Genomic DNA, 11,641 nt, shown 5'->3' with positions numbered 1-11,641 from the left:
CACCCCACCCCCAACCTGACACACCATCAGCACACCAAAACCCCCGCCCAACCCCCACCGAGCCAATCCCCACCCCAAATGCAAAAACCGAATACCAACACCCCAACAAGGAACCCAAACCAGATAGCAAAAAACGCATACGGAAGCGCCGGTCACCCCCGCCCAGAAAGGCGGACGTGACCGGCGCTACGGGCGGGGTTACGCGAATCCCACGGCGCTTACGTAGGTGTAGGCGTCGTACTCGGAATCCAGATCACAGATGATGTCGTCCCAGATTTCATCCAGCGTCCCCTCATCTCCGGCCGCCCAGGCATTCACCATGTCTTCCCAGACATAGCGAACGGTGATGCTGCGCTGGGGGATGTCGCGCTTTCGCCCCTCTCGCACGTGTCGCTGGTCGACCGGGTAAATCTCAACTCGGGTTCCCCGGCCGTTGTTGTCGAGGTGGCGTGCGAGTGCGCCGCTGCGGACAAGGTTGGCGGCGCGGTGTTCGAGGTAGGCGTGCTGGATGCGGTCGAGGGTGGCGGCGCGGGGTTGGCGATTACCTTCTCGCCACGCCTTGACGACGCTGGGGCGGGCCTTGATGCCGGCCTCTCGTAGGGCCTCTCGGCCGCGGGGGCTGTCGAGGTAGCGCAGGCGGGCGGCCAGGCCGCGCGGGCTGTCCACGGGGCTCTTGATGCCGCCGGCGCGCACCAGCTCCTGGAGCTGCTGTGACAGGGCGTCTTTCCCGGCCAGGCCCTGGGCGCCGTAGAAACCGAACTGGTTCCATCGACCGGCCATTTACTGCCCCCCGAGGATGTAGGTTTTGTCCTTCTTTTCCTTCATTTCCGCAAGCCCCCGGCCTTCGGGGAACACCGTCCGCCAGTCGCCGACGACTTGGAGTTCGTCGGTTCCAGACATTTCCACAATGGTGAGTCCGGCCGCGCGCGCCTTACGGGCTTTCAGCCACAGGTTGGCGAATGCCTGAGAGCGGATGATGTGCATCCAGTCGGGGCGGCGGATTTCCCGGTTCATGGTGGACTCGCCGATGGTGGACACGAACTTAGAATACATGGATTTCACGTATTCTAGGGTCAGTTCGTCTTTATTGTCGATGGCCTCTTTACGAGCGTCTCGGAGCCCTTCCCGGAATTTCTTCAAAAGTGCCTCGGTGCTGCCGGAGGTCCAGGACTCCAGGATGACCGGGGCGTCGCACAGCTCTTCCCGTGCGCAGCGCAGCAGCAGACGGAGCGTCGGTTCCGTGACCCACAGCGGGCCGGGCTCCTGGCGGGCGCCGAGGGGGCTGGGGAGGTCGGCGCGGTCCCACGCCGGCGGTTCGATCCGGTGGACGCCGGCGCGCTTGGTGTTGTGGACGCCGGATGTGTCGTGCTGGAGCTGACCGATCGGCAGGTGGGTGGTCATGGCGCTGAGGTAGGCGGCGTTGACGTCCAGGACGTGCACCGTGACGGGCTCCGTGGCGACCCGGGCCGCCTTGAGCCACGCGGTGTTGCGCCACTTCGGCCGGCCTTCCCAGATGTCGTCCGCGCCCTTCTGGGACCGCTTCTTGAGGATGTCGGCGGTGGGCGGGAACTCCGAGTGCTCGTATCGGCCACCGATACGGGACCGGCGGAACAGGTCCATGACGTCGGGGATCGCACGCTTGATCAGGGCGGCCTGGGCCGCTTCGGCGTCCCCCTCCGCTGCGATCAGTGCGTCCGCCGCCGATTGTGCGATCGCGTCGACCAGCTCGTCCCGTCCGGCAGCCGGGCTGGCCGGGCGGCGGGCGGCGCGGGTTCCGGCGCTGGCTGCGGGGCGTTCGTCGGTGGGGTGCTGCGGCGTGTTGTGGGTGGTGTCCGCGGCTGGCGGGACGGTGGTGTCCGGGTTGGGAGTGGGTGTCTCGGTGGCTGCGGAGGCGGGCGGCGCGCCAGTCGCCTCGGGCGGTCGCTCGGGTTGGGCCGGCGCCGCCGGGGCCGGGGCCGCAGTAGGAGGTTGGGGGAGGGGCAGGGAGGTCTGCACGCCGGCGCGGCCGGCTCCCGTCGTGCGGTCCTGGGGGAGGGTGGCGGCGGCGTGGGTCGGGCCGGCCAGGAGGTCGAGGACCGGCATGCCGTAGTGCGCGGCCAGTCGGTCGACGTCGTCCAGGGACCAGTGCATCAGCCCCTTCTGTTTGCGGCTGACCTGGGTCTGGGAGAGGCCGACGCCGGCGGCCAGGTCGATCTGGCGTTCTCCGGTGTGGGCCATCAGGGCCGCGACCGTGAGGCGCAGCAGCGCTTCCGTGCTCAAGGTCGTCATGGCCCAACCCTACCAACTAACATGCTATTTCCGCATGAAGTTTGCTGAAAAAGCCTTTTGAATTCTGGATACGCCAGAGGGCCCGTACCCGTGATACGAATACGGGCCCTCTGGCCATCGTGATCAACCGGCTACCGGCCCAGGGCTCTCCAGGGTGCGGTGGAGGCGGACCGGGTGGTCTGCGCAGGTGACCGCCTAGGGGCCGGTCGACGCAAGGGGATTCGGAGTCCAGGCCGGCCGGGGAAGCGGCTCGCCGGACAGCCAGGTGACGCCGTGGGCGCCCCACTCGATCCGCACCGCCTCCGGCTCCGTGTCGGGCCCGGTGGAACGCCAGGCGGTACCGACGTGCGAGCCGTCGTGTCCCAGGACCTGTACACACCTGAGCGCGAGGCCGGGAGGCGTAGGGGCCCAGCACTCGGTGCGCGGCCAGTACCGGCCATCGGCCTGGTGGTCGCCGTCGTGCATCGAGACACGCTCACACAGCGCCGCCCGCTTGGGGTCGGCCACTCCACAAATCGGCATGGCCGGAGCCTAGACCGAACGCGCCTGGCTTCGCGGGGTGTCAGGATGCCGCACGGCGAAGGTAGGCCGTGGCGTCTCGGGCGGCGTCGCGGATCTCCTCGTCCTCCGTGCTGTGCTCCAGCTCCTCCAGGAGCGCGGCCACGCCGTCCAGGACGACGATCGGGATGCTCGCGGTCTGGACGGCGGCCAGGGCGGCGCGGGCTCGGGCTGCGGCCGACAAGGGTTCGGCGGGCGCAGGGATGAGGGAGGCGACTCCCTGTCCCAGGGCGCGGTTCGGCGTGGGCGTGGTCATCCCTCCATCCTTTCGCACCCGTCGGGCGCCACGTACCGCTGGTCCCGTGCGCCGAGGGTCCGCCGGCAGGCACTCAGGTCGGGGCGAGTGCACTCTCGTCCGCGAAGGCGGCGAGCAGGCCGCCGCCGGCGAGCGGATGGAGCCGGATCCGCTCGCCGAGCGCCGGCACGGTCGCGCAGTCGATCGCCGCGCCGCCCTGATCCTCGGCGTCGACGTCCGTCACCAGGGCCAGCAGGGAGGCCAGGGCCGCGTTGTGCTCGGCTGGGCAGCCGGCCCGTACGTGAGGGGCGAGTGCACCAAGAAGCCGTGGGGTGACGTGGGTGACGCGGCGTCGGCCGCCGGCCGAGACCGCGGGGAGCGTCAGCGTGTGGGCGCCGGTGAGGAGGGAGGAGGGCATCATGTCCGGCCCAACGAAGGTGGATCGCCCCCGGTCGCGGCTGGCTGACGCCGTTCCGTCACCGAGTGATGCGGGTCACGGCTATGCTCCCGCGTGATGGCGACGTGACGTGCCGGTCTCTCCGGGGAGCCCGCTCTGGTCAGCCACCCCGTACGGGGGGCTGTTTGGGGCGCGGCCACCCCGGGGGCCACCGGGTGGCCGCGCCCATGGTCAGCCCTCCGTCGAGAGGGATGGCCGGTGGGCGATGCCCACCCCGGGAGAAAGGCGCGCACGTGCGCCATCGCAAGAAGAAGAACTGGCCTCATCTGCGGGCCCGGCTCTACCGGATCTACCGCTGGGTGGCTCCCCCCATGGGCGCCGCCGCCGTCGCGGTCCTCCGGTGGTGGCTGGAGGTGAGGCACACGCTGTAGCCCCTCGCCAGGCAAATTAGCGAGGGACCCACAGCAGGTGGTTCTTCCAGGAGTCCGCCACCGTGCCCCCGGTGGTGGGCTCTGTCGCGTCCGCCGACCGACGGACCCGTGACTCCGGCTGCCCCGCCGGTGTCACACTCCAACCTAATTGATGTGTCGGCAGGGGAGCCACTCCCCCGCAGCCACATCAAATTGGGCAGGTTCACCCCCGAGATGGCTCCGTGCCCAACGCCGCGGCCGGGCGCGGGAGGTCAGGACCCGTAGCCGCGCAGCACGGCCTCCGGCCGGCAGATCGCGCACGTGACCGTCTCGTCCGGCCCGGCCAGGAGTTGGAAGACCTCCCGGTCGGTGGCGAGCGCGGGCGCGTGGGCGGCGGAGGCGCAGTCCGCCCGGTGCACCACGTAGTCCGGGCCGCTGCCTGCCGGTCGTTCGATCCGCCACCGCTTCCGCTCGGCCGGCGGGGGCGGATCGAGAAGGCTGTAGTCCTCCCCGGACAGCGGGGCGACGTAGTCGGGGTAGAGCGCGGAGAACTCGATCGCCTGGACGTGGGGCCGCGGGCCGTGGGGAAGGTCAATGCGGTCGGGCACTTCGAGGAGGCAGTCGTACCACCAGCGCCCGGCGCGGTCCCGCCGCCGGCGGAGGACGGCGGCCTCCACCGTCTGCCCGTCGGGCAGGAACACCAGCGCCATCGGGCGCCGGCCCTGCTCCATCTCCTCGTCCATCTCCGCCAGCGTAACCGTCACCGCAGGTCAGCCCCGGTGTGCGGTAGGCGGACCGCCTCGCCGGCTACTGATCCAGGCCGAGCCCGGCGCGCCGCAGTGCGTTGACGATGGACCAGGCCAGGTCGTTGGTGTCGATGTGGGCGGGGTCGTCCAGGTCGTCGATGTATGCCTCGGCGGCGGCTTCGATGATTTCGGCGGCCTGGTCCTGCGTCATGCCCGCAGGCGGCCGGTGGCCGGCCTCTGCCTGTTGGGGCGTGGGCGTGATGGGCTGCTTCCTGGCCTGGGGGTCGCTGGGGTCGATACCGGCCGTGCGCAGGTCGCTGTAGATCACGTCACGGGAGACGTCCGCGACGCGCGCCAGCTCGGCAACGGTCCGGGCGCCGGCCCGCCACGCGGTCACCACCAGGTCGGCGCGCTCGGTGGGGAGACGGTCGCGGCGGCCCGGCCACTCGGCCAGGGCCCGCAGGGCCAGGGTGCGGCCGTGGTCGGTGCTGTCGTCGTTGTCCATGACCTCATGGTGTGTCGACTCATTCGACATGTCGAGTGAATCGACGTTCCCTGACCGGAAAGGACGCCTGCGCCTTCGCCGGACGCCGGCCGTCGCGCCCGCTCACCGGGCGCGACGGACCCGGCGGGAGGGGGTCTCCGGTTCGGCCGGATACGACTTCCGGACAACTAATGTCGACTGACTCGACATGTCGAGTCAGTCGACACATGCTGTACGAGGCACCGCAGACCGCGGGCACCGCCCGCCAACGAGAGGAGAGACCGTGTTCACCGGTTCCCCCGCCGAGTACGCCGACCGCGAGCGGCAGGCGCGCGACCGGGCCGCCCAGGTCGTCGCGCTCCTCTCCGAGATCGACACGCTCGGCCTCGGCCCGACCACGGGTCAGCTCACCATCCCCGGCATCGGCACCCTGCGCAAGATCGGCGACGCCTGGGAGATCCGGTGACGCACCACCAGCCGTCGGACGGTCAGCCGCCCCAGGGCAGTCACCACTTCGTGATCACGTTGGAGACGCCGATCTCGGCCCGGTCCGCCGGCGCCTCCTACACCCTGTCCGGCACCCTCACGCCCCCACCCGGCGCCACCCGCTATGACGTCTACCAGTTGGTGCGCGCCGAGGCCGAAAGGGCCGACCCGCTCCTACAGCGCGCGAACACGGTCTTCTTCTCCCTGGAACGCAACGAACTCTGACCTCACTGCCCAGGAGCCGCTATGTGGACCACCGTCCTGGCCATCGCCGGCACCCTCCTCGGATCCGCCGTCACCGGCCTTCTCCAGCACCGCGCCGCCACCGCCGCCCGCACCGCCGACCGGGCCGACGCCCGCCGGCACGCCGTTCTTGACGCCGTCGCCGACCTCGCCGCCGCGCTGGCCGACCACCGCCGCGCCATGTGGGTCCGCGAGGAGGCCCGGCTCCAGGGCGCGGCGGACGACGTTGCCGCCGCCGCCCGCGCCGCCTCGCACACCACCCGGTCCGCCGTCACCGCGCCCCTGGTCCGGCTCACCGTCCTGGCCCCGACCCTGGCCGCCGCCGCCCAGGACGCGGCCACCGCCACCTACGCCCTGCGCGACGCGCCCGACGCCCACGCACTCGCCGAGTGCCGCGACGCGGCACTCGCCGCCGCCGACCGCCTCGTCACCGCCGCCGGCCAGACGCTCGCCACCCTGTGACCCGACCGCCAGGAGGACTCATGCAGCGCTACGAAGCCGAGGTCACCGTGCAGACCGCCGACGGCCGCGCGATCACCTACCGCGGCGACGGGATCGGCCCTGACGGCGTCTCCACCGAGGAGCTCCTGAACGGTGCCGAGGCCGCCGCACTCGCCCAGGAACCCGGCGGCGCGGTCACGAAGTCGCGCGTCCGCCGCAGCGCCCCGTAGACCGCCGAAGGCGGACCAGTCGGCGCCGCGCCCGCCTTCTGCATGGGTGAGGGCCCGCACCGCAGGGTGCGGGCCCTCACCCATGCCCGGGGCGGCGCGCCTCAGGCGCCGGCCGCGCCGTCCAGGCGCAGCGGGCGGGTCATGCAGAGGAAGACGGGGCTGTCGGGGAACGGGCGTTGCGATCCCACTTCCTCGTATCCCCAGGAGCGGTACAGCTTCACCACCCCCGGGTGCTTAGGGTCCACCAGCAGTGTCACCCGCTCCTCCGTCCGCCCCGAGAGCAGCGCGTCGTGGAGGCGGGTGGACAGACCGGTGCCCCGCCATGGCCGACGGATCATGAGCTCGTTGAAGGCCAGGGTCCTCTTCCCGTCCTCCCGGTCGTAGCCGTCGGGGAGCGGGGTGATCATGTGGCTCCACCACCGGCCGCCGGGGGCCAGCGGGACACCGTAGGCGAACCCCACGGCTCGGGGCGGCTCCCCGTTCGGTTCCTCCTGATAGGCCACGACGGCCTCCCAGCCGGGCCGGGAAGCGTGCGCGTCGAGTCGCTCGGCGAAGCGGTCGACGGAGTGGAACGCGTCGGCCTCGGCCGCGTAGACGTCGGCGAACACCTCCAACAGCGTCATCCGGACGGCCTTCACGTCGGTATAGCTCTTTATCTCCACGCTCATGCGCGGCCCTTCTGTCGGGTGTGGGCGGCCCAGGTGCGGGCCTCGGGCGTGCCCGGGGCCAGGGACTCCAGCCGGGCGGAGAACGTCTCCAGAAGTCGGCCGGTGCGGCCGTGGCGGGCCGCCGGCGGCACCGCGCCCGCCGTCGCCACCGCCTCTTCGAGGGCGCCCTGTTCGAGCTGGGCGCGGGCCAGGTGAGCGCGGGTCAGCGCGGCGTTGCGCAGCAGGTGGGGGCGGAGTTGGGCCAAGGCGGCGCGGGCGTGGGCCTCGGCGTCCGCCCACCGGCCCAGCGCGCCGTGCGCAGTGGCGGCCAGGAGCTGGAGTTCGGCGGCGTCGTAGAAGGCGATCCACGGCGGCCGCGGCGCCGACTGCGCGCGGTCCAAGGCGTCCTCGGCGTGACCGAGGCTGCGCAGCGCGGCGGTGGCGGCGCCGGTGTCGGCGTGATGGACGGCGGTGCGGGCGTGGACGAGCGAGGCGAACAGCGGATCGCGGCGGACGAGCGGCACCGCGCGGGCGGCGTCGTCCGCCGCCAGGGCGTCCCCGGGGCGCCCCAAGTAGCGGGCCAGGGCGGCGGCGTGCCCCCACGCCCGGAAGACCTCGGCGCCGTCGCCGGAGAGACCGGCGAGCATCACCGCGCGGTCGCGGTGGCGCTGCGCGGCCTCCAACCGGCCGCCGTCCGTGGCCGCCCACAGCGCCGAGGAGGTGAAAGAGGCGGCCAAGGCGAAGAGCCGGCCGCGCACGCGGGCGGAGACGGTGGCGTGCTCCTGGAGGGCCAGGGCCTGCTGGGCCAGGGCCACGGCGCGGGCCTCCAGGCGGTCGGTGCCGCCGTAACGGTCGTCCGCCGCCACCACGTCCGCCAGCCGGCCGCTCAGCCGATCGACGTCCCCCATCCCCGCTCGCGGCCGAGGCCCCCGCCGGGCGGGGGCGGCCGGAGCGCCGCCGGCCGCGGCCGGGCCGACCCCGGCGACGGCCGTCACCACGCCTGTCGTGACTACGAACGTCCTGCGCTTCATGGAGTCCACCTCCTCCTGCACCCGGCGCCGGCGCGGCACGAACCCGAGGGCCGCCACCGGACGGCCGGCGACCTCGGCCAGGGCCCGCGCCTGCCGCGCCTGCGGACTGCGAACCTCTCCCGCTAACCACCTGCGCACCGTCCGGTCCGTCACGCCCCCGCGCGCGCCCGTCGCCTGCATCCGGTCGTTGACCGCGTCGGCCAACTCCACCTGCGACATACCCGTCTTGGACAGCCAGTCCGCCAACAGGCGGTTGGGCATCTTCATCTCCTCACCGTAGAACCGGGCCTCACCCCTCATCAGGTAAAGCCGAGGTCAATTCGCCCGGTGCCCTGCACGCACGAACCCGGCTTTCCGCCCTTCCACCTCACCGGTAGCGGCCGTTATCTGGGAGTCGGCACCACCCGGGGCTCCGGCGGACCTAACCCGCCCTCCCTGGTGGTGCCGGCGCGGCCGGACCCCGCCCCCGTCGGGGCCCGGCCGCGCCATCGTTCCCGCTCGCCGTCCCGGGAGGACCCGTGACCCACCCCCGCCCCGCCGAGGTCGACCCCATGCTCACCGGCGACACCCCGCCCCTGGACCTGACCACGATCCGGGCGACCGTCCGCCGCGCCCTCCAAGAGCGGACTGCCCTCCCGCCGATGCGCGAGGTACGCGACCTGACGGCCGCGCTGCGCGGACACCTGGAGGAAATGCGCTCCGACGCCCAGGAGCTCCGCGACGCCCTGGAGCGGACCACCGTGGCGTGGCACCGCTGGAACTGCATCCTCACCCGCGTCGACAGCGACTTGGACGCGTCGCCCGGCCCGCAGCCCTGGACGGCCGTGGCCTACATGCAGGTACTCGCCCGCACCGCCCGCCACCTCGCCGACTGCCTCGACGAACACTGACCGTAGCTGACATCGCGGTATTTCCCCTGGACAAGCCCCGCTAGCGGTGACGGGACGTCACAACCCGCCGCTAGCGGGGCTTTCGCGTACACGGGAGTCGTCAGTCCTGCGTGCGGCGGCCGGCCATGACCGCCACGGCGGCGACCACCACGCCGCCGAGGCCGCCGATGAGGCTGCCCCATGCCCCGAGCGGGCCGACCAGCCGCGGGTGGCACAACAGGAGGTACAGCAGCGCCACCGCGAGCAGCGCAGCCAGGGCGACGGCGACGCCCACCACCGCCCGGTGCAGCCGGCCGATCTGACGGCGCAGCGCGGCCGTATCCCCCGGGTCGGGAACCGCCGGAGCCGGGGCGGGGGGTATCGGCTGCGGCGCTCCGGCCGGGCCGCCGTCTCCCGCAGGCTGGGGAACCGGTGCCGGGGACGGGGCCGGCTGCGGAACGAGCGTGCTCATGATGCGGATCTCCTATCGGTCAGCGCCGGCTGACGGCGCGGTAGTTGGCCCGGCCCCGGTCGGGGAGGACGGCGACACCCTCGCCCACGGCCCCCCTAGCCCGGCAAGCGGTCGCGAAAATGCGCCCGACCCCCGCCAATTGGCCTTCCTGGGGCGGGATTCAAGAGATTCGCGAGAGCTTGACGCATCGAAGCGGCACCGTCGGCCGGCCGCTCCGAGGGGCTTCCGGTAGCCCCGGCTGAGGGAACGCACGCCTAGGCCCCCGGCCATGAGCTCACCGGGGGCCTGATGAAAGATCGGAGGGGGCGGTGCCACTGTGGGCGCCGCACCGCCAGTTTGGCGTTCTCGAAACGGTAGTCAAGAGTTTCGCGGGGCTTGACAGACTAACTTTTCACCTCTGACGCGCCACGGCGTCCGCGGCAAGGCTCACGTCGCGGCCGGCGGGATGGGACGCGAGTAGCGGCGGGCGGCGGTGTCCGCGCTGACGCCCAGGGCCCCACCGATCTCGGCCCAGCCGTCACCGGCCGCACGGTCGGCGGCCACCGCGGCGGCGACAGCTTGCTGCGCGGCCTCCAAGAGAGTCAAGGCGGCGCGGGTGTAGGGGGCGCCGGGCCGGCCGAGGTCTGGTTCCGGACGGTTCCACCACGCCGGCTGACGCCAGTCCGGTTGGTCGGCCTCGGCGTCCAGGACCGCAGCCAGGTGCCGGGCCTCCCGGGCGACCACGTAGGCCGCCGCGGTCAGCCGGTGCCGGTCCTCGGCCGTCTCCTCCAGCCGCGCCTCCCGCCGGTCGAGACCGCGGTCGATACGCTCACGCAGCCGGCGGTCGCGGGAACGGCACCGGTCGGAGCAGTACAGCCGAGGCCGCCCGCCAGCGGGGCCGGCCTCGGGCAGCAGCCGCGTACACCCCGGGCCTCGGCAGTAGTGCCGCGCCATCATGCTCACCCCCTTCTCCACCCGGCCGGGAACCGCACCCGCGCGGTTCGACCCGACCGTCTACTCCCAGGTTCCCGGCCGCCTCCGGCCGCAGGCAAGCGATGCCCTCGACCGGAAATCACGGGACCGCGACGCCCGGGCCGGCCGGTGCCGCCCCTACAGCCGGCGCAGCCACCGCCGCAAACGCCGCACGGCCAGCCACCGGGCCACCACCGGCCCGGCGGCGCAGCCGAGGACCGGCGCGGCCACCACCCCGAACGCGACCAACGGCCCGACGGCCGCGGCAAGGATCAGGGGGCCGCCGGCGGCCAGCAACAGCCCCACCTGTATCGAGAGTGCGCGGGTGCCCCGGTCGTCCTTGTCGTCCATCTGGCCTCCCCACCGATCACGTGTCGCAGAGACGGCCGAGAGTACGGCCCGGCACTGACAGCGGGCATCCGCATTTGTACTCAGCGTGCACGGAGGGCGGATCCGGCCCCGACCATCCGCCGGGGCGGGGGTTGTTTTTCAAGTCGCTTTTCAGGTTGTTTTTCAGGTTGCGCGTCAGGTGGTCCGTCAGGTGTTTTTTCAGGTTGTGTCGACCACCGCACTCCGGCCAAGCCGGGCCACCTCTGACCTGCGGTGACATCGTCTGCAGAGCCGCCGAGACTCGCCGACTTCTTTTCCCTGGCTACCTTTCTCCGGGAAGAATTCCTCTGCGGCCCGACGGCCTTTCATGCGGCCCGACGGCCTTTCACATCCGGCCTGGAGCCACGCCCGGTGCTCCTGGCGGACATAGCCACGCGGATCACTCCGCCAGCACACCGCGCCGGCCGCGACCGGGCCGAGGCCGGCGCCGTGCGCCAGGTCGTACTCCAGCAGCGCGCGGGCGTAGTGGACGGCGTCGAGTACCACGTCGGCCTCCCAGTCGGCGACGTCCGGGACGTCGGCGTCGACGTACCGGTCCGCCGCCGCGGCGCGCCGCACCAGGAACTCCCGCCGGCGCTCGGGGGCTTCCGCCGCCAGCACGCCCAGCCGCTGCACCGCCGCCAGCTCCACCATCAGGCCGTACACGCCCCTCCGCCCTCGGCGCCCGGCGCGCCCGTACCGCGCGTGTCGGCCCGGCCGGCTCACCGGTCGGGCCGTGACGATGAACCGCGCCCGCAGCCGGCCTCCACGCCCGTCCGGCTGCGGGACACGGCACCGGCCTCC

The 11,641-nt window shown here is 72.6% G+C and carries 19 protein-coding genes; 6 read left to right on the top strand and 13 right to left on the bottom strand.

Going from position 1 to position 11,641, the window contains the following annotated elements; all coding sequences use genetic code 11:
- Positions 1–198: 198 nt before the first annotated feature.
- The 5 genes from K7I03_RS33695 to K7I03_RS33675 form a co-directional block, all read right to left on the bottom strand.
- Positions 199–780 carry a hypothetical protein gene (locus tag K7I03_RS33695; protein WP_185946231.1) on the bottom strand — a complete coding sequence of 194 codons (582 nt, stop codon included), beginning with the start codon at positions 778–780 and terminating at the stop codon, positions 199–201.
- Positions 781–2,268 carry a helix-turn-helix domain-containing protein gene (locus K7I03_RS33690; protein WP_185946230.1) on the bottom strand — a complete coding sequence of 496 codons (1,488 nt, stop codon included), beginning with the start codon at positions 2,266–2,268 and terminating at the stop codon, positions 781–783.
- Between the two features lie 195 nt (positions 2,269–2,463).
- Positions 2,464–2,790: a hypothetical protein gene (locus tag K7I03_RS33685; RefSeq protein WP_185946229.1), complete on the bottom strand. Its 327-nt coding sequence runs from the start codon at positions 2,788–2,790 to the stop codon at positions 2,464–2,466.
- A 40-nt stretch (positions 2,791–2,830) separates the two neighbouring features.
- Positions 2,831–3,082 carry a hypothetical protein gene (locus tag K7I03_RS33680; RefSeq protein WP_185946228.1) on the bottom strand — a complete coding sequence of 84 codons (252 nt, stop codon included), beginning with the start codon at positions 3,080–3,082 and terminating at the stop codon, positions 2,831–2,833.
- A gap of 73 nt (positions 3,083–3,155) precedes the next feature.
- Complete coding sequence (locus K7I03_RS33675) at positions 3,156–3,482, bottom strand: hypothetical protein (RefSeq protein ID WP_185946227.1); 327 nt, start codon at positions 3,480–3,482, stop codon at positions 3,156–3,158.
- A 269-nt stretch (positions 3,483–3,751) separates the two neighbouring features.
- Between K7I03_RS33675 and K7I03_RS33670 the strand changes: the two genes are divergently transcribed.
- Positions 3,752–3,889 (top strand): hypothetical protein, encoded by a 138-nt coding sequence (locus tag K7I03_RS33670; protein WP_185946226.1) that lies wholly within the window; start codon positions 3,752–3,754, stop codon positions 3,887–3,889.
- Between the two features lie 251 nt (positions 3,890–4,140).
- On the opposite strand, the gene K7I03_RS33665 is transcribed toward K7I03_RS33670, so the two are convergent.
- Together K7I03_RS33665 and K7I03_RS33660 are read right to left on the bottom strand one after the other, a co-directional pair.
- Positions 4,141–4,611, bottom strand: coding sequence for a DUF6233 domain-containing protein (locus tag K7I03_RS33665; RefSeq protein ID WP_185946225.1), 471 nt, complete (start codon positions 4,609–4,611; stop codon positions 4,141–4,143).
- Positions 4,612–4,675: 64 nt separating this feature from the next.
- Positions 4,676–5,119: a hypothetical protein gene (locus K7I03_RS33660; RefSeq protein WP_185946224.1), complete on the bottom strand. Its 444-nt coding sequence runs from the start codon at positions 5,117–5,119 to the stop codon at positions 4,676–4,678.
- Between the two features lie 262 nt (positions 5,120–5,381).
- Here K7I03_RS33660 and K7I03_RS33655 point away from each other — a divergent pair, with 262 nt between their 5' ends.
- From K7I03_RS33655 to K7I03_RS33640, 4 genes are read left to right on the top strand one after another with little or no spacing between them, the layout of a single operon-like run.
- Entirely contained in the window at positions 5,382–5,564 is a 183-nt protein-coding gene (locus tag K7I03_RS33655) for a hypothetical protein (RefSeq protein ID WP_185946223.1), read from the top strand.
- Complete coding sequence (locus K7I03_RS33650) at positions 5,561–5,809, top strand: hypothetical protein (protein WP_185946222.1); 249 nt, start codon at positions 5,561–5,563, stop codon at positions 5,807–5,809. The genes K7I03_RS33655 and K7I03_RS33650 overlap by 4 nt, the downstream gene beginning before the upstream one ends.
- A 21-nt stretch (positions 5,810–5,830) precedes the next feature.
- Positions 5,831–6,289, top strand: a complete 459-nt coding sequence (locus K7I03_RS33645; RefSeq protein ID WP_185946221.1) for a protein kilB — start codon at positions 5,831–5,833, stop codon at positions 6,287–6,289.
- Between the two features lie 20 nt (positions 6,290–6,309).
- Positions 6,310–6,498 (top strand): hypothetical protein, encoded by a 189-nt coding sequence (locus tag K7I03_RS33640; protein ID WP_185946220.1) that lies wholly within the window; start codon positions 6,310–6,312, stop codon positions 6,496–6,498.
- Positions 6,499–6,599: 101 nt separating this feature from the next.
- On the opposite strand, the gene K7I03_RS33635 is transcribed toward K7I03_RS33640, so the two are convergent.
- Both K7I03_RS33635 and K7I03_RS33630 read right to left on the bottom strand, forming a co-directional pair.
- Complete coding sequence (locus tag K7I03_RS33635; RefSeq protein WP_185946219.1) at positions 6,600–7,166, bottom strand: GNAT family N-acetyltransferase; 567 nt, start codon at positions 7,164–7,166, stop codon at positions 6,600–6,602.
- Positions 7,163–8,443 carry a Tat pathway signal protein gene (locus K7I03_RS33630; RefSeq protein ID WP_185946218.1) on the bottom strand — a complete coding sequence of 427 codons (1,281 nt, stop codon included), beginning with the start codon at positions 8,441–8,443 and terminating at the stop codon, positions 7,163–7,165. The genes K7I03_RS33635 and K7I03_RS33630 overlap by 4 nt, the downstream gene beginning before the upstream one ends.
- A 251-nt stretch (positions 8,444–8,694) precedes the next feature.
- Between K7I03_RS33630 and K7I03_RS33625 the strand changes: the two genes are divergently transcribed.
- A complete protein-coding gene (locus tag K7I03_RS33625; RefSeq protein ID WP_185946217.1) occupies positions 8,695–9,066 on the top strand; it encodes a DUF6415 family natural product biosynthesis protein in 372 nt (123 codons plus the stop codon).
- A gap of 100 nt (positions 9,067–9,166) precedes the next feature.
- Here K7I03_RS33625 and K7I03_RS33620 read toward each other — a convergent pair whose 3' ends face one another.
- The 4 genes from K7I03_RS33620 to K7I03_RS33605 form a co-directional block, all read right to left on the bottom strand.
- Positions 9,167–9,517: a hypothetical protein gene (locus K7I03_RS33620; RefSeq protein WP_185946216.1), complete on the bottom strand. Its 351-nt coding sequence runs from the start codon at positions 9,515–9,517 to the stop codon at positions 9,167–9,169.
- Positions 9,518–9,943: 426 nt separating this feature from the next.
- Positions 9,944–10,459 (bottom strand): hypothetical protein, encoded by a 516-nt coding sequence (locus tag K7I03_RS33615; RefSeq protein WP_185946215.1) that lies wholly within the window; start codon positions 10,457–10,459, stop codon positions 9,944–9,946.
- A 147-nt stretch (positions 10,460–10,606) separates the two neighbouring features.
- Positions 10,607–10,819: a hypothetical protein gene (locus K7I03_RS33610; protein WP_185946214.1), complete on the bottom strand. Its 213-nt coding sequence runs from the start codon at positions 10,817–10,819 to the stop codon at positions 10,607–10,609.
- Positions 10,820–11,017: 198 nt separating this feature from the next.
- On the bottom strand, positions 11,018–11,491 hold the full coding sequence (locus K7I03_RS33605) for a hypothetical protein (RefSeq protein ID WP_185946213.1): 474 nt from the start codon (positions 11,489–11,491) through the stop codon (positions 11,018–11,020).
- Positions 11,492–11,641: the final 150 nt, after the last annotated feature.

Origin of the sequence: Streptomyces mobaraensis (assembly GCF_020099395.1) — a bacterium.
Taxonomy (GTDB): domain Bacteria; phylum Actinomycetota; class Actinomycetes; order Streptomycetales; family Streptomycetaceae; genus Streptomyces.
This window is presented reverse-complemented; position numbering and strand designations above follow the sequence as displayed.